We start from the raw sequence: 17,505 nt of genomic DNA on the forward strand, positions 1-17,505 counted from the left end.
AACTCCGGAAGAGCCTAATCACCCGGCCCGCGGGTAGGGCAAGCGCCGCGGGCATCACGGCAGGCACGCCGTCGTCATGCCCCATTTGCCCCCTACGAGGGCGGCACCGTCGGCGAGTTGACGCGACCGCTGCGGATCCAGGGACCCCTGTGCCCCATGCCCCGTGCCGCGGCCCGGAAACCGCCGCGGCACGAGAGCGTCCCGAACGTCCCGACCATTCGCCCCGGGATCAGTCCACGCGCCGGGCCGGGCCGAGCAGGCCGGACTCCGCGTCGGTGGGCTGCGTCATGACGAACTGCCGGTGCCTGCGCGTGCACCACATCGTCACGTTGTCGCCGAGCGTCGGCAGCGCGGTCACGTCGGCCTCCGAGAGCCCCATGATCTGGCCGATGACCTCGGCCTCCTGGGGCGAGACCCGCTGCAGCCCGACCACGTCGGCGCCGGCGAGCAACCGCGGGGCCGACGGCCCGAGGTACGGCAGCAGCGTCATGACCGACTGCCAGGACTGCGCCGCCACCCGGCTGCGCGGCGGACGGGCGCCGCAGTCACGGACGATGACGACGGGGCTGTGCACCGAGGGGCCCTGCGGGGCGATCCGCCCCACCTCGTGCACCGTCACGCACTGCTGGCCGCCGCCCGCCGCCTGCGCCATCGGCGCCCACGACTGGGGACGGGCGGTCTCCACCGCGACCCGTGCGCCGGTCGCGGCCGCGCGCAGCGACAGCACCTGCGCCAGCCACATGCTGCCGACCAGCACCACGTCGAGCCGGGCCGGGCGGCTCAGCGCCAGCACGGCGGGCCCGCCGGCGGCGTCGATCCCGATGACGACACCGTCGTCACCGATCGGCAGGGACAGCCCGGCGAGTTGTCCGGGAGCCAGGGTGTGGCGCTCGCGGCGCGGCCCGAGCAGCCCGAACGCGGCACGCAGCGTGCGCCGTCCGGCGCCGGCGAGCGAGGAGCCGCGCGGGTCGGAGCCCTGCGGCAGGTGGGAGGGGCGCGGTTCGGCGCCGGCGGGGAAGCCGGAGCCCGCACCGGGGCGCTGGCCGCCGAAGGCGGGAACGGTCGGAGCCGACATCAGCGGGTACCTCCCAGGGGCAGCGTGGCGAGGACGCCGGGTATCTGCTCGCGGTCCAGCCGCACCAGGCTCAGCCGGGACGCGTGCGCGTTGTCCTCCAACTGACGTCGCGCCTCGACCAGTTCGTTCTCACTGCGGCCGGTCAGCCGTACGTACCCCGACAGCAGCGTGGCCCGGCTGCCGCCCGGTGCCAGGACCAGCGAGAAGGTGCTGGCCAGCGCGGGGGAGGAGGTCAGCAGGCCGACCAGGTCGGGCAGCGCGGTGGCGCCGGAGCCCAACTGCGGCCAGCGGCCGACCCAGTAGGTGGAGTGCCAGCGGTCGTCGCACCGCCACGCCCGCGCGCTCTCCGAGGTGCGGCGCGCCTGGCGGCTGCCGTCGAGGGCGGCACCGCCCGTCGTGGCGAGCGGGTTCACACAACTCGACGTCGCCACGGCGGCGACGATCTCGGGCTCGGACAGCACCCGGGCCTCGAGGCCGGTGCCCACCAGCCGGCTCACCAGGTGGTCGGCGGCCCTCAGCAGGGCGCGCCGCGCCCCGGCCATGCCGCCGCCGCGCGCCTGGACCGCCTCCGGGCACAGTTCGGGGTCGAGCTTGATCGCGATCCAGGTGAGCCGCAGCCCCGGCGTCCGGCTCTGCGCCTGCAGCGGCGCGTAGGAGCGCGCGGCCACCGCCTGCGGGGGCAGGTGCGGGGCGGGTGCGGGCTGGGTGTGCTGGACGACCTGGACCGACGCGAGCCGGATGTCGTCCACCGTCAGCAGGCCGTTCAGCAGGTCCAGGGGGAGCGAGCGGACGCCGCGGGCCGGCCGCAGCGGCTCGTCGACCGCCTGCACCTGGACGACCGCGGTCAGGAAGGTGCCGTCGCCGATCATGCCGATCTCGCGCTGCTCGCGCTCGTCGGTGTACCCGTAGGTGCGAAGTGCCGGATCGCACTCCACGGCCGGCACAAAACCGGGGTCGGTCCCCTGCGGGACGCCGACGGCGTTGCGCCGCTGACGGGCCTTCAGCGCGCGGGCGGCGGACATCCACTCCGGCATCGGGCGGCCGCGCCGGCGCAGCAGGCCGAACAGCACGAGCGGCAGTGCGATGACCGCGGCCACGACCGGCCCGGCCACCTCGTGGATCAGCCAGCCGCCCAGCAGCAGTGCGAGTGCCAGCTCGATCAGTACGAGCTGCTGCACCCGCACCGGGCCTATGCTCCCCGGCCTGCGGGTCATCACCGGCGCCGCGGCCCCGGCCCGCGCCGCGGGGGCGCCGCCCGGGGCGTCCCCGGGGGGCCCGTTGTGCTGCTGCGCTGGTTCGTCGCCCGGACTGCGCCGGGACCTGGTCGCCGTGGTCATCCCCCGTACAACCCTTCTGCTCCTGCCGGTACCTGTGCCGCGTGGGCGGCGTCCCGCGCCGACCGGCGCTCGCTGGCGTCCGCTCGCCCGGCCGGCGCGGGACGCTCAGGGTGCCGCTGGCGGGCCGATCGCGCTACCCCGTACCGTACGGTGCGATCGTCACACGGCATAGTAGGGGTCCCCCTCGCCACAGCCGCCACGCAGCGGACGGACGGGTCCGGGGAGCGCCGTAACAAGCATCGACATACGGGGAGTTGACGCAGGGATGGCGACACGTAGGGATGAGCTGAACGCCTACTCGTTCGCGCGCAGGCGCACGGTGGCCGCGTTCCTCCAGCCCTCCCCGCACGGTTCGGAGGAGGCCGCGCCGCGTCCGCTCAAGACCGTCGCCCCGAGCCTCGTCGTGGGCCTGCTGGTCGTCGTGGGCTTCGGATTCTGGGGCATATTGAAGCCTGCCGCGCCCAAGGGCTGGGACACCCCCGCCCAGAAGGTCATCGTCGGCGACGAGTCCACCACGCGGTACGTCGTGCTGAGGACCAACGGCGAGGCCCAGCTGCACCCCGTGCTCAACCTCGCCTCCGCCCGACTGCTGCTCGACCCCGAGAAGTTCGAGGTCATCAAGGTCAAGGAGTCGGTGCTCGACAACAGCGGCATGACGCTGGGCACCACCATCGGCATCCCCTACGCCCCGGACCGGCTGCCCGGTCAGGCCGACGCGGGCAAGCCCAAGACGTGGGCGCTGTGCGAGACCCCGGGCGGCGGCACGGACCGTTCGGCGCAGCGCGCGGTCCTCGTCGTCAACCAGCAGAAGCCCAAGGAGGCGGCCCTCGTCGGCGGCGGGAACCGGCTCCGCGACGACGAGGCCATGTACATCGAGGTGCCGGGCGGCGCCCAGTACCTGGTGACGGACCGGGGCTTCACCTACCTGCTCGGCGGCCCCGGCTGGAAGCAGCAGCCGGACGTGGTCAACACCCTGCGCCAGGTCATCTTCGGCGCCTCCGCCCAGCCGCAGAAGGTCGACGCCGACTTCCTGTCGACCCTCAACAACGTGCCGGGCGCCGGCATCTCCTTCCCGACGGTCGACGGCATGGGCGAGGCGTCCACCGCCCCGGGGCTGAGCCCCGAGCACGCCAAGGTCGGCCTGGTGCTGAAGGCCAACAACGACCAGTACGTGGTGCAGCGGGACCGGGTCGTCCGCGTCACCGACTTCATGGCGAAGCTGCTGCTGAACAGCCCTCAGGCGAGCTCCCTGTACGACGGGTCGCCGGAGGCCGTCTCCGTCAACGTGGGCGAAGTCACCTCGGCCCGGGCGAGCGAGACCTTCATGGACGAGCTCGGCTGGCCCGAGAAGGCGGTCACGCAGGCCAACACCCAGGACGAGAAGGACGGCCGCAGGGTCGCCTGCAGCGTGTACAGCGGTGTCGACGACAAGCTCACCAAGATGCCGGCGATGACCATGTGGGCAGGGAGGAAGTTCCCCCGGGACGTGGCGCAGAGCGGTACGAACACCTACGTCTCGCCAGGTAGCGGCATCTTCTACAAGGCGTACGACGGTACCGACAAGCGCATCGGGTCCATCTTCCTGGTCACCGACACCGGCCTGCGCTACTCGGTGCCGACGACCGGCGACAGCGACAGCGGCGGCGCCGCGAAGCAGGACGACGAGGTCGGCGTCGTGCAGACCAAGCTCGGCTACGCGAAGAACTCCCCGGTGCCGGTACCGCGGATCTGGTCGGACCTCCTCGCGAGCGGGCCGACGCTCGACGTGAACGCGGCGAAGCAGGCTCAGGGCTCCTGAACTGGCATTTCGGCGGACGTTCACGGGTATTGATTGACTATTGGACAATCCATTGGCCAAGCCATCAACACCCGTGGCACCGTGAGGGTTTGGTGATGAAGGTCAGGATCCCGATACGGAACCGGGTATCTGTTCGCCTTGTCACTGCTATTGGCTAGAGTTGAAGAGCGGCGACATCTTCCGATGTACGTCGAATCCGATCTTCTACGTCTCATGGGGGACGCGACACATGGCTGGACAGCAGTTCACCATGACCGAGGAGGAGATGGTTGCGTTCAGCAACCGCATCTCCACGGTCAACTCCTCGATCCAGGGCGAGATCCGCCGCCTCCAGACCGTGATCGACACGATTACCTCCGGGTGGAAGGGCTCCGCCGCGACGGCGTACAACAACCTGCAGTCGCAGGTGAACCAGGACGCCAACAAGATCAACCAGATCCTGGGCGACATCAAGGAAGCCGTGGACGCGAGCACCAAGAACTACTCCGCCTCGGAAGAGGAGCAGCGCGCGTCCATCCAGGGCATCTCGGCGCAGGGTGGCAACCCGTTCGGATGACCGTCCCCGCGCGGTGACCTGACGCCGCGCCGGCCGGATCACGCGTCCGAATCCAACATCTGAGGAGACATCACATGTCCGGGCAGATCCTGGTCAACTTCCAGACCATCTCCCAGGCCGCGACCGACGTGCGGACGACGGCCAACAACATCAAGCGCCAGCTGGACGACCTCGAGGCCGGCGTGAAGAAGATCGCGACGACGTGGGAAGGCTCCGCGCAGGAGGCCTACCGCGCCAAGCAGACCGAGTGGGACCAGCGCGCCGCGTCCATGCACCAGACGCTGGAGGCCATCGCCCGTGCCCTCGACACGGCCGCGCAGAACTACCAGGCCACCGAGAACAAGAACCGGCAGATCTGGGGCTGACTGCGCGCCTGGCCGCGTAGTACGTGATGAGGGCGGGCGTGTACGGAAGACGTACGTGCTCGCCCTCGTCGGCGGTTTGACCACGAACCGCACACAACGGGAGGACGGAACACCAGTGGGATCGCACGCCGTGAGGCGCTCCGCCGCAATCGCCGCAGCAGCGGCGCTCGCCGCCCTCGGCCTGCCGGCCTCCGGTGCCGCCCATGCACCGGCCGTCGGTGACGTACGCACGGTCCTCGCCGACGACGGCGACTCCGAGCGCTTCCAGATCGACGACACCCAGTGCTCCTTCCCGTCCGACGTGATCAAGGGCAGGCCCTGGTCGCTGCAGCGCATCGTCCTGGACCAGTTGTGGAAGGACACCCAGGGCCTCGGGGTGGTCGTCGCTGTCATCGACACGGGCGTCGACAAGGGCAACAGGCAGCTCGCCACCGCCATCAAGTTCGGCGGCGGCGAGGACCTGATCGACGACAAGGGCGACGGCACCAAGGACCCGGTCGGCCACGGCACCAAGGTCGCCGGCATCATCGCCGCCCGGCCCGCCAAGGACACCGGCTTCGTCGGCATCGCCCCGCGCGCCTCGATCCTCGCCATCCGCCAGAACGACAACCAGGGCGGCGGCACGGTCAGGACCATGGTCAAGGCGATCAGGCACGCCGCGGACCAGGGCGCCAAGGTCATCAACATCTCGCAGGACACCGCCACCGCGATGCCGCCCGACTCGGCACTGGAGCAGGCCGTCGAGTACGCCAAGGAGCGCGACGCCCTGATCGTCGCCTCCGCGGGCAACGACGGCGCGAGCGGCGAGGTCAAGCTGACCTACCCCGCCTCCTACGACGGCGTCCTCGCGGTCGGCGCCTCCGACCGCGACAACGCCCGCGCCAACTTCTCGCAGCCCGGCCCGTTCGTGGGCGTCGCCGCTCCCGGCGTCGACATGGTCTCCACCGTCCCCTTCGGCGGCCACTGCATCGACCAGGGCACCAGTTTCTCCGCGCCGTACGTCGCCGGCGTCGCGGCCCTCATCCGGGCCAAGCACCCCGACTGGACGTACCGCCAGGTCATCACCCAGATCGAGCAGACCGCGGACCGCGGCAAGCCGGGCCGCGACGACTTCGTCGGCTGGGGCGTCATCGATCCCGTGGCCGCCGTCAACGACGACGCCACCACCCCGAAGGACGCCCCGACGCCGGACCCCGTGGTCAACGCCGGGGCCCGCGAGAAGATCGAGGCGGCGACCGTCATTCTCGGCGAGAGCCCCAAGGAACGCACCGAGCGCTACGCGGTCTACACGGTCGGCGGCGCCGCGGGCGGTGTCGCGCTGCTGGTGGGCGGCGGCGTGGTGCTGGGCGACTGGCGTCGCAAGCGAGGGATCAACACATGAGTAGGAACGGGGAAGCGACACGATGAGTGACCAGTACAAGGTCGATCTGAGTGAGCTAGAGGACACGATCACCAAGCTCAACGGCGTCATCAGCCAACTGGGTGTGGCCAACGTCTGTGCCAAGAACGACACCTACCTCCCTCCCGGAGCGCTCGGCGCCGGATTCGAAGAGGCAGAGCAACTGACGCGTGCGCACGAGGGCATGAAGACGCACATCGAGGCGGTCGTCGCCTACATCCACGATGTCATGAACGATTTCGGCGGCAAGACGAAGAAGGTCCACGGACACTATTCGGACGCCGAATACGACGCGCAGGGCGGCATGTCCGGATCAGGTCAGTGAACGGGACCATGGGCGTGGACGGGACCGCAGCAGTGAGGGCAGTGAGGAACGTCGTGCCGGTCGCCAAGGGGGTAACGCATCATGACTGACAACGAGGGGACGTACTACGAGTACAACGCCCCGACCCAGTGCTACGCCGGTGAGCACACCACCGACTTCGCCGGCGGCAAGAACATGGACCAGATGAAGGGCATGCTCGCCAACGCCGACCATGCCGAGGTCGAGTCCTGCGCCAAGGGCTGGATGCAGGTGCACGATCAGCTGGTCGTGGGTTCGGGCAGTGCCAAGTCGGTGTTCGACGCGGCGGTCGAGCACATCACCCAGCACTGGGACGGTGCGGCGGCCGAGGGCTTCAAGGCCCAGGCCAAGGTCATCACCAAGATGATCAGCGATTGCTCGACGTACGCGCGGTACACGTCGCAGGCGATGACCAACGCGGCGTCTGTCCTGAAGACGATCAAGCCGCAGGTCGACGCGATGGAGAAGCCGGGCACCATGTCCAGCTTCGGAGACGCCCTCGGCGACGGGTTCGACCGCAGCGACGCGCAGCTTCACTCCGACCTCGGCAACGGGATGGGCACGCAGTCCGCGCTCGACAAGAACCGCGGCTCGCTGTCGGCGGGCAAGGAAGCACAGCTCGAGATGGCTGTGAAGATGGAGCAGCTCGGCGCGGGCTACAACGCGCAGTCCATGTCGATGGGGTCGTGGACGAAGAAGCCGATGCCCAAGCGATACGACGAGGGGGACGACTACCCGGGAGACCCGGGCGGCGTCGCGCCCGTACCCATGCCGATCCCCTCCGAGGTCGGCAGCCCCCGGCCCGGTGACCCCGGCCGAGGCAGGACGGGGGGCACCACCGGCACCCTCACACCGTCGCGCGAGGTGAAGTCGCCCCGTGAATCCGGCATCACCGGCGGTGTACAGAAGCCGGTGGCCAGTACCAAGCCGCAGGTGGGTACGGCGATCGACGGCATCGCCGGAGGCACGACCGGCGCCGGCGGGTACGCCGGCGGGACCGCGGGCGCCGGAGGCGGAGTCGGCGGAGCCGGTGGCGTGGGTGCCGGTGGCTCGGCCGGCGCGGGCGCGGGCGCGGGTGTTCCGGGTGCCCTGGGCGGTCTCGGCGGACGTGGCGGCATGGCGGGTGGTGCGGGAGCGGCGGGAGCCGGTCGCGGTGGCGCTGCGGGCCGCGGCGGTATGCCCGGCGCCGGTGGCGCCGGCGCGGGTGCGGGCGGCAGGGGCGGCGCGGCCGCCGGTCGAGGCGGCAGCCTCGCCCGCCGTGGCGGCGGCGTCGTCGGTGCGGCCAAGGGCACCGGTTCGGGCACCCGCGGTACGCCGGGGGGTTCGGGCCTGCACAGGAGCCGTGGCGCGGCGGGTGCCGGCAGCGGCGGCAACGCCGGCAGGGGCGCGAACCGCATGATGGGTCGCGGCCAGACCGACCGTACGGAAGAGGAAGAGCGGCGCGAGGGCGAGCGTCCCGACTACCTGGTCGAGGACGAGGAGACCTGGACGCCCGAGCGCAACAACGCTCCTCGGGTCATCGAGTAGCGGCAACCCGGGAGCATGTAGAACAGTGTGGGGGCTCGGCCGGCGAAGCCGTGGCCCCCACAGTGCCTGAGAGAGGACAAAGGATGGCCTTCACACGGACGCTGCGCTCAGCGGGCGGCGTTGTGCTCGCGGGTGCGCTGGTCTTCGCCGCCGCACCGGCCGCTTCGGCGGACCAGACGAGAGAAGACCAGTGGCCGCTGGAGGCCTTCGACGCCGCATCCATCTGGAAGATCTCCAAGGGCAAGGGCGTCACCGTCGCCGTCATCGACTCCGGTGTCAACGCCGGTCACGTCGACCTCAAGGGCAACGTGGTCGAAGGCAAGGACTTCATCGACGGTGGCTCCACCGCTCCTGAGGCCGGCGACGACCACGGCACCGCGATGGCCTCGATCATCGCGGCCCATGGCCACGGACCGGGAGGGGCCGACGGCGTCATGGGACTCGCTCCGGATGCCAAGATCCTCGACATCCGCGACGACGGACACCACGACGACGGATTCGCCGAGTCGATCCGGTATGCCGTTGACCACGGGGCCTCCGTCATCAACGTCTCGTCCGGAGGAGCGGTCAAGGTCGACGCGGAGGCGGAAGCCGTCGCCTACGCGCTCAAGAAGAACGTCGTCGTGGTTGCGGCCTCGGGCAACGAGGGTTCCGAGGTGCGCTATCCGGCGGGACACCCGGGGGCCATCGCGGTGGGGGCGGTGAAGAACAACACCGAAATCTGGGAGGGGTCCAACCACGGTCCCCAGTTGCTGCTCTCGGGCCCTGGAACATTCATCGTGAGCGCCGGGGGCAAGGACAACGCGGCCTATCGCTCCGGCACCGGGACTTCGGACGCGAGCGCGTTCGTGGCCGCTGCGGCGGCCCTCCTGCGGGCCAAGTTCCCGGACCTGACCGCGGGACAGATCGTCAACCGCCTGACCAAGTCCGCCGGTCTCCCCTCGTCGGAGAAGGGTGCCTCCCTCCCGGACGAGCACTATGGCTACGGCTTCATCCAGCCGCTGGCCGCCCTCACCCGGGACATCTCCGCCGGGCCCACCTACGGACCCCTCAAGGTTCCTGAGTCGCTGCAGGCCGGGCAGAGCGACGACGGCCAGGGCACCACGGACGACCCCTCCGCCTCCGCCCCCGACGCCACCGCCGGCGGTATGAGCGACGACGAGCAGGCCGCCGCCGACCGCAAGCAGGTCATCGCGCTCGGCGTGATCGGCGTGGTGGGTCTGCTGGTGCTCGCGCTCGTCGTCTTCCTGATCGTGAAGCTGGCGCGCCGCAACAAGGGCAACCGTGGCGGCCCGGGCGGGCCCGGGGGGCCTTCCGGCTGGGGCGGTGACGGGCAGCCGCAGTACGGGCGGACGCCGCACCAGCCGCAGTACCAGCAGGGCGGCAACCCCTATCAGCAGCAGTCGCAGGCGCCGGGGCGGTGGCCGAACCAGTAGTCGACGTGGGGGCCGGACGGCGCGGACTGCCGACCGGCCCCCACTCCGCTGAACCGCGTTCCGTGCGAACGGACCCCCACGGCCGTCAGGAGAGCTTCGCCGGGGTGCCGCACCCGTGGCGGGCGGCCGACCGCTCGGCGAAGCGCCGCAGATCGGCCCGCTCGGACGCCGTGAGCGGGGCCTTGGCGAAGTCCCGGTTGCTCCCGTCGACGGCCGACGCCTGGTAGTAGCCGATACCGAGGGCCCCTGGCAGTCGGCCGATGTCCACGGGCCTGTCGTGGCCTCCGTACCTTCCTGCGGCGACGGCTTGCGAGTTGTCGTTGAAGGGACCGTACGCCGCTCCCAGTTGCAGGTGTCCGGCGAGCACGCACTCCTCCACCGGTGCGGCCTCGGCGGGTGTCTCGCGCACCTCGGTCGCGGAGATCAGCCCCTTGCAGGTGCCCGGCACGGTGGTGGCGGCGGCCTCCGGGGCGGTCAGCCTGTCCGCGTCCCCCGGCTTCGCCGCGCACCCGGTGCTCTCCGCGGCGCGTTGTGCCGTCGCCGTCACGGCGCGGGCGAGGGCGAGGCGCGACGTGGTGTGCCGCGGCCCGCCCTCATCCGCTGCGCGGCGCGGATCCGACCTGATCACTCAGCCGTCGACGCTCGCAGACCAGGGGCCCTCGGGACCGCGGAAGCCGGCTTCCGCCGCCACCCGGAGGCGCCGGTCCTCACGACCCGCCGCCCTGCTTGCCGGTCCCCGTGCAGCCGAGTACGTCCTGCGCGGCGTGGCGCGCCGCGGCGATCGTGAGGTCGCGGAATCCGTCCCGCTGCGAGCCGGCGACGTCGTCGTCGGCCTGTACGTAGCCCGCGGTCACCCAGGCGATGGCGTCCTTGTCGCCGTCGTGCGGGCACGGCGCGAACAGCGCCCCGCTGCGGTCCCCGACGTACCCTTCGGCCCCGTCCGCCGACAGCGGGGACCGCCCCTTGGCATGGGCCTGCTTCTCGATGGTCGCCCGGGTGAATGTGCCGCCCGCGCTGAGGTCGAACTTGACCTGCACGGAAACGCCGCCGGCCCGCAGGAAGCAGTAGCCGGACTCCGCACCCGGCCTGCTGAATTCCCGGACCTCCTCCGTGTAGGCGGCGCCCTCGGAAGGGAGCACCGCCGCGGCCAGGGACCCCGGGAGCGAACCGTCGCACACCGTGGACGGCACCGCCACGGTGCCCTGCTCGGTGCCGCGGACCGCCCACCAGCCGATCCCCGCGGCCAGGAGTGCGACGGCCGCGGCCGCCGCCCACCACCGTCCGCGACGACCGGAAGCGCGGTCCACGGCCGCGGTGCCGTCCAGCGTGTCAGTCATGGTGTGAACCTCTGCATCTCTCGACCCGGGGCCGCGGTCGCGTCCCGGGAAGTGGCGGAAGACAGGATCGAAGACAGGACCTACAGGCCCCTCGCGCGGTTCCGGCCGTCGCCGTAGTCCAGGTTGGCCTGGTGGTACACCGCGTCGCCGAGATCGGTGATCTGCCCTTCCGTGAGGCCGGCCTCCCGGCCGGCGGTCGCGGTCGCGTCCTTGATCGCCTGGGCTCCGGTCTCGCGCTTGGACTCCAGTTCGTGGCGCGCCTCGTCGCCCGCCTCGTCGCCGGAGTCGCGCGTGTAGTGCTCGACGACCGCCGCCTGGATGTCCTCCACCACCCAGCCGACCGCGTCCCCCGCGACGGGGATCTTGCTCGTGCCCATCCCCACGACCCGGCCGACCCACTTGTCCCCGGTCTCCAGGCCCTTGTTGAACTCCTCGTCGGAGGCGATCCTGTCGTCGTAGACCGCCTGGGAGCGTGATTCCTCCATGATCCCGCTGATCAGGGCGCCGGGAGCCACCAGGTCCTTGACCTTGTCGGTCGGGACCTCGCCACCGGTGCGGCCGTCGAGTGCGCCGGTCACCACTTGCGTGGTGACCGCCTGCTGGGCGTTGCCGATGGCTCCGTAGGCGTCGGGGTCCTTCGACACCGCGCCGATGAACGTGGACAGCGGCCCGTCGTTGAGGTCCTGCAGACCGGCGTCCTTGCCGTAGGTGGTGAAGTTGTCGCTGTCCCCTGCCATCGCCTTCTGGACGTCCCACATGTACTCGGCCGTCATGTTCCCGAGGCTGTCGGTCATCGGGGACAGCGCGCCGCCGTCCTTGAGGCTGATCAGGCCGGGGTCGTTGCCGAACCTGTCGACCACGTCGTGCATGAGTTCCGCCTGGCCCTCGGAGTGCTTCACCGGCGGCCCGTCGAGGTCGTCGTAGGCACGTCCGGAGACCGCCGCCTCCAGGGCGTGGCCGAGCGCGTCGGGGCCGTACCGGGTGGCCTTGGCGCTCTCCTCCAGGTCGCGGGAGGCCGTGTCGGGCACCCAGTCGCGGTCGGGGTCGGTGAAGTAGTCCAGGTAGGAGTCGACGTCCTTCCTCCCGTCACCATGGTCCACCCTGACGTCGCCGCCCGGGTCGACGGTGCCGTCGCGGTGGTAGGCGATCACGTCGCCGGTGAAGAAGTCCTCGGCGGCGTCGGGGCTGTGGCCGAGGCCCTCCAGGATGCCGGTCATGGGGTCGAAGCCGTCGCCGCCCCTGCCGGAGGGGTTGGACGTGATGTCCTCGTTCAGCGAACCGCGCGGCGAGTTCTCGATCCAGATGTCGGGGTTCTCGGCCTCCAGGGAGACCGCGTGCCGCGCGATGGGCGTCAGGAAGTGCGAGTCGTACTCGCCGTAGCGCAGGATGCCGCCCAGGACCTGGTATCCGTACGGCTGGTACGGGTAGCCGGGGTTGTCGCTGACGGTGAACTTCTGGGCGCCCTGGGCGCGCAGTTCCGCGTTCCACGCGTCGGACAGATGGGGCTGCTTGTCCGGGTCGGTGGCGGTGGCCAGGGAGTGGCCGAGGTTCTTCTGGAGTTCCTGGACCTCCTTGAAGCGCCGGGAGTCCGGTTCCTCGTCGGCCTGGGCGGTGAGGTTCGCGTAGAAGTCCAGCGTCTTGTGCGGACCGAGCTTGTCGTAGAAGCCGGTGGTGAAATCGGAATCCTCGCTGTTGGCGTGGAGGATCCGGTTCAGCTGGTCGAGTTCGGCGTCCGTCGCCCGGTCGCCCTTGGCGGCGATGGCGGTGGCCTGGTCGATCTCGACGGCGTCGAGACTGGTGTACACGCTGGTGTTGAACGACCGGCTGTCGCCGTTGGCGTCGCGCTCCAGGGCGGCGCTCGCGGCCTCGTCAGCGGCGGTGGCCAGTTCGAGCACGCGCGTCAGGCGTGAGGAGAGCGAGTCCAGCTTGCCCTTGCGCTCGGTGGCGAAGCCCGGGGAGGCGGAGGCGGTCGGGCTGTCCCAGCGGGAGTCGACGTCCTTGATCGCGCCGTCCTCGGAGACGTGGAAGCTGTCGGCCCGTGCCTCGTCGAGCAGTGCCTGGAGCTGCTTCTGGAACGCGGCGAACTCGGTGTGGGCGTCCCCCAGCAGCTTGGCGATGCGGCCGGCCTCGGTGGCGGCGTTCGCGTACTCCGTGCGGGCGCTTTCCATGGTGGCGAAGGCCGCGGTGGCGGCGTCGCCCTCCCAGTGGCCCTTGAGGTGGTTGATCACACGCTGCTCGAACTCGCGCTGCAGCGCCTCGTACTTGGCCGGCAGCGCGCCCCACGAGGCGGCGGCGTCGGCGAGCGGGCCGAGGTCGGCCTTGTCGAGGTAGGGGATGGACACCATGGGTACGTCAGCTCCTGTCCGTCCGTCGGGGGACGGTCGTCCGGTCCGGGCGGGTCTTCCTGCCGGGGCGATCCTCCGTGTCGTCCGGGGCCCCGCGTCCCCGCTCAGCCGAAGGGGGTGTGGATCGAGGCCTGGCGGGCCTGTTCCTCCTGCTCGGCGCGGGTGTAGTGGCCGGAGCTGGTGTGGAGCTTGTCACTGATGTCCTGCAGCATGCGCTTGAGGTTGACGACCTGGTCGCCCCAGCGGAGGTCCATCGTCATCAGGGAGCCCGCGGTGGCCCACGAGCCCCCTTCGGGCGGTCCCGGAGCGGTGTGCCTGTTGAGGCCCGTGACGGCGCCGAGGGTGTCCTCGTCGGCCTTGTTGTCGACGTTCTCGGTGTCACCGCGCAGTTCGACCAGCGCGTTGGCCGCTCCGTCCAGGCGCTGCGTGTCGACCTTGGCCGTTCCGGCGGACGTCCCGCCACCGCCCGGGTCGGCGGGCACGGAGTTCAGCCTCATCCGTGCGGCCCCGCCGTCCTGCGAACCGTCGAAGGGAGTGCTCATCCCTTTGTCCCATCCCCGTTGACTGCGATCCCGGCACGTCCGTCGTGACGCGGCCCGCGCGGCCTCCGGAGCCCGGCCCCGGTACCGCGCGACCATCCCAGCGAGGACATGTCAATGGCACACGAACATACCGGATCGCCTCCAGGGCTCACCCCGCCCCCTCGTCCGCGATGGCGCCCGCGCACCGCGCCCGCGGCGGGGGACGTAGAGATCCTGGGGGAAGCCCTTCGGCGGGGGTGAAGCGGCACATGGGGAGCGGTAGCCTCGGTGGGTCGGCTGAAACCACCGCCCCTGGTGCTGAGGTACGGCGGGCGGTCCACGCGGGGGACACACATTGGGTGACCACTTCAAGGTCGAGGTCCAGGATCTCGACCGGCTGCTGAAGCAGCTGCACGACAGCCAGGACGACATGCGCAAGGCGCTGGGCGCGCTGAAGGACGTGGGTCCGAAGAGCACGGGCAGCGAGGCGCTGGACAACGCCTGCGACGAGTTCCACGACAGCTGGGACAATGCCATCGGGAAGATAGCCGACGGCACGGCGCAGATCGAGGAGAAGCTCAAGGCCACCAAGAACAACTACGAGGCCACCGAGCAGGCGATCCGCGATGCCATGACGCAGGGCGCGGCTCCGAAGCCCACCCCGTCCCCGGCCCCGCAGGAGCGGCCCACGGCGGGTGCGCGATGACGGCGGCGGAATACCCCTCCATAGGCTTCGACCCGGCACCGGGGAAGCTGGAGAGCGTCGAGGACCTCAACTCCAAGCTGTCACGGGCCGCGACGGGCCTGGACAACGCCTACACCACGCTCACCGGGATCACCAAGGGCGGCAAGACCTGGGAGGGCGAGGCGGCGAGCGCCTTCGCCGAGAAGGTCGGCGACCTGCCGCGCTACGTGGGCGACAGCCGGGACGCGCTGCGCGAGGCCTCGCTCCAACTGTCCTCGTGGCGCTCGAAACTGGCGGACTACCAGCAGAAGGCCCGGGAGTACGAGGCGCAGGCCAAGGCGGCCAAGGAGCGGGAGAAGACCGGGCAGGGCGCCTACGACCGGGCGGCGTCCGCCTACAACCAGGCGGCCGCGGACCCGGCGCTGCGCCTGGCCGGCCAGTACTACGCGACGCAGAGCGAACTCGCCGACGCCCAGGCGAGGATCGACGCGGCGTCGAACAGGCTGAACCAGGCCGGCACGGACCTCGACTCCGCGGGCAAGCAGCTGGAGAGGGCGCAGCAGGAGCTCGAGGACATCATCAAGCGGGCCGAGGAACTGCTGGAGCACCACCAGTCCGACGCCCGGGGCATCGCGGACCGGCTGCGCAAGGCGAACGACAAGGCGCCCGACGCGGGCTTCTTCGAGGGGCTGGCCGACTTCTTCACCAAGGTCGGCCACGACATCCAGAACTGGTGCGTGAAGCACGCGGACCTGCTCAAGCAGATCGGTGACTGGCTCAGCATCGCCTCGACGGTGATGGGCGTCCTCTCCCTGCTCACGCTCTGGTGCCCGCCCCTTGCGGGCGCCTTCGCCCTCGCCGGCGGCGCGCTGTCGCTGGGCGCGCTCGCCACGCACGGGGCGGCGAAACTCGGCGGCGCCGACGTCAGCGCGATGGACCTGATCGGTGACGGTCTGGGCGTCATCCCCATCGGCAAGCTGGGCAAGGTCGCCATGAAGGGCGTCAAGATCCCGATGAAGCTCTACAAGGTGAACGGCAGGACCATCGCCTCCATCGAGCACGTGACCAAGATCCGGGCGCTGAAGAACGCCGGCTACACCGTCGAGAAGCTGGAGGGCAAGGTCGGTCTGCTGCGGCGGGAGGCACTGCCGGGCAGCAAGATGGTCAGCGCCGAGGGCTTCGGCAACCGTATGAAGATGGCCTGGGACAACCACGTCCTGGACACCGTCGGATCCTCCGCCAAGGAGAAGGCGCTGAGCTGGGCGGTGGACAAATTCGCCCCGCAGAGCGTGAAGAACTCCCTCGGCGCCGCCATCCGGGCCGACGGCACACTCGACCCCATGTCGTGGTGGGCCAAGGGACCGCAGGTGGCGCAGCAGGCTCCCGGTATCGTGACCGGCGTCTACAACATGTTCAACAATTCGGACACGCCTGCGGCCGGGAGGCTTTGATGAGCACGTCGCTCCATGAGGCGCCGGGCGTGCTCGTCGAGTTCGAATCCCCGGACGTGTTCCACGAGATCCCCCTCCACCTGCCGCCCGACGCCCTCGACGCGCAGGTGTCCGAACTGGCCGCGCGCATCTGGCCCGGCGGCACCGACTTCCAGCGGGAGGCCACCGCCGCGGTGTACCGCGAGGTCGCCGGGTCCCTGGACGCCGACGGGGTACTGCACGCGGCCCTCGGCCTGTTCGCCACCGAGGACGACCGGATCAGCACGGCCAACCTCCTGGTGCGCATCGAGGAGACCGAGCCGGGCGACCCGGGGATCGCGGCGGCGGCGCTGCACGAGTTGCTCTCGCTGGAGCCGCACCGGGACGTCCACAAGGTGGACCTGGAGTGCGGTCCCGCCGTGGTGTCGTTCCACGCGACGGAGGTCGACGGCGAACAGGTCGCCGCCCCCTTCGCGTTCCTGCACATCGAGCTCTACGTGCCGTCGCCCTTCGGCGGCTACCTCGTCGTCTTCTCGCTCAGCACCCCGAGCCTGGCGGACCTGCCGGTGTACGTGTCGCTGATGTCCGAGATCGGGGAGAGCGTGCACTTCGCACGCGACCGCGGCGCTTCCGGCGGCGTCCCCGAGGGGTCACCGGAGCAGCCCAGCGCGGGCGGAGACGCCCGCTCCGTCTTCGGGTGACACAGGACAGGACGTGATCGGATGAGTGTCGTTTCGTTCCAGGTGCGGCCGCCCTCCGAGCAGGAGCGCAGACAGGCCGGTTTCAAGCTGCAGAAGGTCATCCGCCCCCGGCGGGGCGGCGAGACCGTGTACGTCGGGCACGGCGCTCCCGCCGGCGGCTCCGGGGCCGGCGCGAAGCCGCGGTTCGCGATGTACCGGGACCTGGCCGGACGGGAGACGCTCGGCTTCGTCGTACGGCCGGTGGGCGGGCAGTCGTCCGGCGGGCGGCTGTCGGTGCTCGGACCCGCCGGCGAGGAACTGGGGGAGCTGGGGACCCCCGCCAAGAGCGCGCGGTGGCGGCCGCGGTGGGAGATCAGGCTGCCGGGCGACCGGGTGCTCGCGGGGCACGGCGGCACCCTGACCTCGTGGGTGGTGTTCCTGCTGCTGTCACCGCTGTGGCTGGTCCTCAACCTGTTCTGGGCGGTCGGCGGCACCGGGGACTCCGCCTGGTCGCTGCCCGTCCGCACGGCCTGGCGGCAGGGGGTCGGTTCGCCGGCGGCGCTGAAGTACCACGGGATGTCCGAGCGGTACAAGGTCCGGACGGACCGGCTGGACGTACGGCTGGCCTACGCGCAGGCGGTCGTCCACCGGTCGCAGGGCACGGCGTGACG

Annotated in this window: 17 protein-coding genes; 11 read left to right on the forward strand and 6 right to left on the reverse strand. The window is 71.0% G+C overall.

The genetic code is table 11. The annotated features are described in order from the left end of the window. Positions 1 to 229: 229 nt before the first annotated feature. Together CHF15_RS39885 and eccE are read right to left on the reverse strand one after the other, a co-directional pair. Positions 230 to 1,075 (reverse strand): hypothetical protein, encoded by an 846-nt coding sequence (locus CHF15_RS39885; protein ID WP_089228839.1) that lies wholly within the window; start codon positions 1,073 to 1,075, stop codon positions 230 to 232. Next, positions 1,075 to 2,412, reverse strand: a complete 1,338-nt coding sequence (eccE, locus tag CHF15_RS39890; RefSeq protein WP_179280189.1) for a type VII secretion protein EccE — start codon at positions 2,410 to 2,412, stop codon at positions 1,075 to 1,077. Before eccE ends, CHF15_RS39885 begins: the two co-directional genes overlap by 1 nt. Positions 2,413 to 2,677: 265 nt before the next feature. Here eccE and eccB point away from each other — a divergent pair, with 265 nt between their 5' ends. The 7 genes from eccB to CHF15_RS39925 all read left to right on the forward strand — a co-directional run bounded on the left by eccB (position 2,678) and on the right by CHF15_RS39925 (position 9,836). Further along, positions 2,678 to 4,210 (forward strand): type VII secretion protein EccB, encoded by a 1,533-nt coding sequence (gene eccB, locus CHF15_RS39895; RefSeq protein WP_089228840.1) that lies wholly within the window; start codon positions 2,678 to 2,680, stop codon positions 4,208 to 4,210. Between the two features lie 229 nt (positions 4,211 to 4,439). Beyond that, positions 4,440 to 4,766, forward strand: coding sequence for a WXG100 family type VII secretion target (locus tag CHF15_RS39900; protein WP_026251651.1), 327 nt, complete (start codon positions 4,440 to 4,442; stop codon positions 4,764 to 4,766). 74 nt (positions 4,767 to 4,840) lie between these two features. Beyond that, the gene (locus CHF15_RS39905) at positions 4,841 to 5,131 is read left to right on the forward strand and encodes a WXG100 family type VII secretion target (protein WP_018562629.1); all 291 of its coding nucleotides are present in this window, start codon (positions 4,841 to 4,843) and stop codon (positions 5,129 to 5,131) included. Positions 5,132 to 5,261: 130 nt separating this feature from the next. Beyond that, positions 5,262 to 6,512 carry a type VII secretion-associated serine protease mycosin gene (gene mycP / locus CHF15_RS39910; protein ID WP_245939315.1) on the forward strand — a complete coding sequence of 417 codons (1,251 nt, stop codon included), beginning with the start codon at positions 5,262 to 5,264 and terminating at the stop codon, positions 6,510 to 6,512. Positions 6,513 to 6,534: 22 nt separating this feature from the next. Continuing rightward, entirely contained in the window at positions 6,535 to 6,855 is a 321-nt protein-coding gene (locus CHF15_RS39915; protein ID WP_089228842.1) for a hypothetical protein, read from the forward strand. 81 nt (positions 6,856 to 6,936) lie between these two features. Then, entirely contained in the window at positions 6,937 to 8,400 is a 1,464-nt protein-coding gene (locus CHF15_RS46515) for a hypothetical protein (protein WP_089228843.1), read from the forward strand. Between the two features lie 83 nt (positions 8,401 to 8,483). Next, positions 8,484 to 9,836 carry a S8 family serine peptidase gene (locus CHF15_RS39925; RefSeq protein ID WP_089228844.1) on the forward strand — a complete coding sequence of 451 codons (1,353 nt, stop codon included), beginning with the start codon at positions 8,484 to 8,486 and terminating at the stop codon, positions 9,834 to 9,836. A gap of 85 nt (positions 9,837 to 9,921) precedes the next feature. Here CHF15_RS39925 and CHF15_RS39930 read toward each other — a convergent pair whose 3' ends face one another. From CHF15_RS39930 to CHF15_RS39945, 4 genes are all read right to left on the reverse strand, one after another. Beyond that, positions 9,922 to 10,464 (reverse strand): hypothetical protein, encoded by a 543-nt coding sequence (locus CHF15_RS39930; protein ID WP_179280190.1) that lies wholly within the window; start codon positions 10,462 to 10,464, stop codon positions 9,922 to 9,924. A gap of 79 nt (positions 10,465 to 10,543) precedes the next feature. Then, a complete protein-coding gene (locus CHF15_RS39935; RefSeq protein WP_089228845.1) occupies positions 10,544 to 11,173 on the reverse strand; it encodes a hypothetical protein in 630 nt (209 codons plus the stop codon). A gap of 80 nt (positions 11,174 to 11,253) precedes the next feature. Next, the gene (locus tag CHF15_RS39940) at positions 11,254 to 13,518 is read right to left on the reverse strand and encodes a WXG100 family type VII secretion target (protein ID WP_089228846.1); all 2,265 of its coding nucleotides are present in this window, start codon (positions 13,516 to 13,518) and stop codon (positions 11,254 to 11,256) included. Between the two features lie 104 nt (positions 13,519 to 13,622). Beyond that, positions 13,623 to 14,060, reverse strand: a complete 438-nt coding sequence (locus CHF15_RS39945; RefSeq protein WP_089228847.1) for a hypothetical protein — start codon at positions 14,058 to 14,060, stop codon at positions 13,623 to 13,625. A gap of 334 nt (positions 14,061 to 14,394) precedes the next feature. Between CHF15_RS39945 and CHF15_RS39950 the strand changes: the two genes are divergently transcribed. From CHF15_RS39950 to CHF15_RS39965, 4 genes are read left to right on the forward strand one after another with little or no spacing between them, the layout of a single operon-like run. Continuing rightward, positions 14,395 to 14,745: a WXG100 family type VII secretion target gene (locus CHF15_RS39950; RefSeq protein ID WP_089228848.1), complete on the forward strand. Its 351-nt coding sequence runs from the start codon at positions 14,395 to 14,397 to the stop codon at positions 14,743 to 14,745. Next, positions 14,742 to 16,175 carry a putative T7SS-secreted protein gene (locus tag CHF15_RS39955; protein ID WP_089228849.1) on the forward strand — a complete coding sequence of 478 codons (1,434 nt, stop codon included), beginning with the start codon at positions 14,742 to 14,744 and terminating at the stop codon, positions 16,173 to 16,175. Before CHF15_RS39950 ends, CHF15_RS39955 begins: the two co-directional genes overlap by 4 nt. Beyond that, positions 16,175 to 16,855: a hypothetical protein gene (locus CHF15_RS39960; RefSeq protein WP_089228850.1), complete on the forward strand. Its 681-nt coding sequence runs from the start codon at positions 16,175 to 16,177 to the stop codon at positions 16,853 to 16,855. Before CHF15_RS39955 ends, CHF15_RS39960 begins: the two co-directional genes overlap by 1 nt. Positions 16,856 to 16,876: 21 nt before the next feature. Continuing rightward, positions 16,877 to 17,503, forward strand: coding sequence for a hypothetical protein (locus tag CHF15_RS39965; RefSeq protein ID WP_089228851.1), 627 nt, complete (start codon positions 16,877 to 16,879; stop codon positions 17,501 to 17,503). The last annotated feature ends 2 nt before the right edge of the window (positions 17,504 to 17,505 follow it).

It is taken from the genome of Actinacidiphila glaucinigra, assembly GCF_900188405.1.
In the GTDB taxonomy this organism is placed as follows: Bacteria; Actinomycetota; Actinomycetes; order Streptomycetales; family Streptomycetaceae; genus Actinacidiphila; species Actinacidiphila glaucinigra.

Bases quoted from the DNA above. Each gene is read 5' to 3' on its own strand.
- eccB (WP_089228840.1), top strand. From the start codon at position 2,678: ATGGCGACACGTAGGGATGAGCTGAACGCCTACTCGTTCGCGCGCAGG.
- CHF15_RS39885 (WP_089228839.1), bottom strand. From the start codon at position 1,075: ATGTCGGCTCCGACCGTTCCCGCCTTCGGCGGCCAGCGCCCCGGTGCG.
- CHF15_RS39935 (WP_089228845.1), bottom strand. From the start codon at position 11,173: ATGACTGACACGCTGGACGGCACCGCGGCCGTGGACCGCGCTTCCGGT.
- CHF15_RS39955 (WP_089228849.1), top strand. From the start codon at position 14,742: ATGACGGCGGCGGAATACCCCTCCATAGGCTTCGACCCGGCACCGGGG.
- CHF15_RS39925 (WP_089228844.1), top strand. From the start codon at position 8,484: ATGGCCTTCACACGGACGCTGCGCTCAGCGGGCGGCGTTGTGCTCGCG.
- CHF15_RS39960 (WP_089228850.1), top strand. From the start codon at position 16,175: ATGAGCACGTCGCTCCATGAGGCGCCGGGCGTGCTCGTCGAGTTCGAA.
- eccE (WP_179280189.1), bottom strand. From the start codon at position 2,412: ATGACCACGGCGACCAGGTCCCGGCGCAGTCCGGGCGACGAACCAGCG.
- CHF15_RS39945 (WP_089228847.1), bottom strand. From the start codon at position 14,060: ATGAGCACTCCCTTCGACGGTTCGCAGGACGGCGGGGCCGCACGGATG.
- CHF15_RS39965 (WP_089228851.1), top strand. From the start codon at position 16,877: ATGAGTGTCGTTTCGTTCCAGGTGCGGCCGCCCTCCGAGCAGGAGCGC.
- CHF15_RS39900 (WP_026251651.1), top strand. From the start codon at position 4,440: ATGGCTGGACAGCAGTTCACCATGACCGAGGAGGAGATGGTTGCGTTC.
- CHF15_RS46515 (WP_089228843.1), top strand. From the start codon at position 6,937: ATGACTGACAACGAGGGGACGTACTACGAGTACAACGCCCCGACCCAG.
- CHF15_RS39905 (WP_018562629.1), top strand. From the start codon at position 4,841: ATGTCCGGGCAGATCCTGGTCAACTTCCAGACCATCTCCCAGGCCGCG.
- CHF15_RS39915 (WP_089228842.1), top strand. From the start codon at position 6,535: ATGAGTGACCAGTACAAGGTCGATCTGAGTGAGCTAGAGGACACGATC.
- CHF15_RS39940 (WP_089228846.1), bottom strand. From the start codon at position 13,518: ATGGTGTCCATCCCCTACCTCGACAAGGCCGACCTCGGCCCGCTCGCC.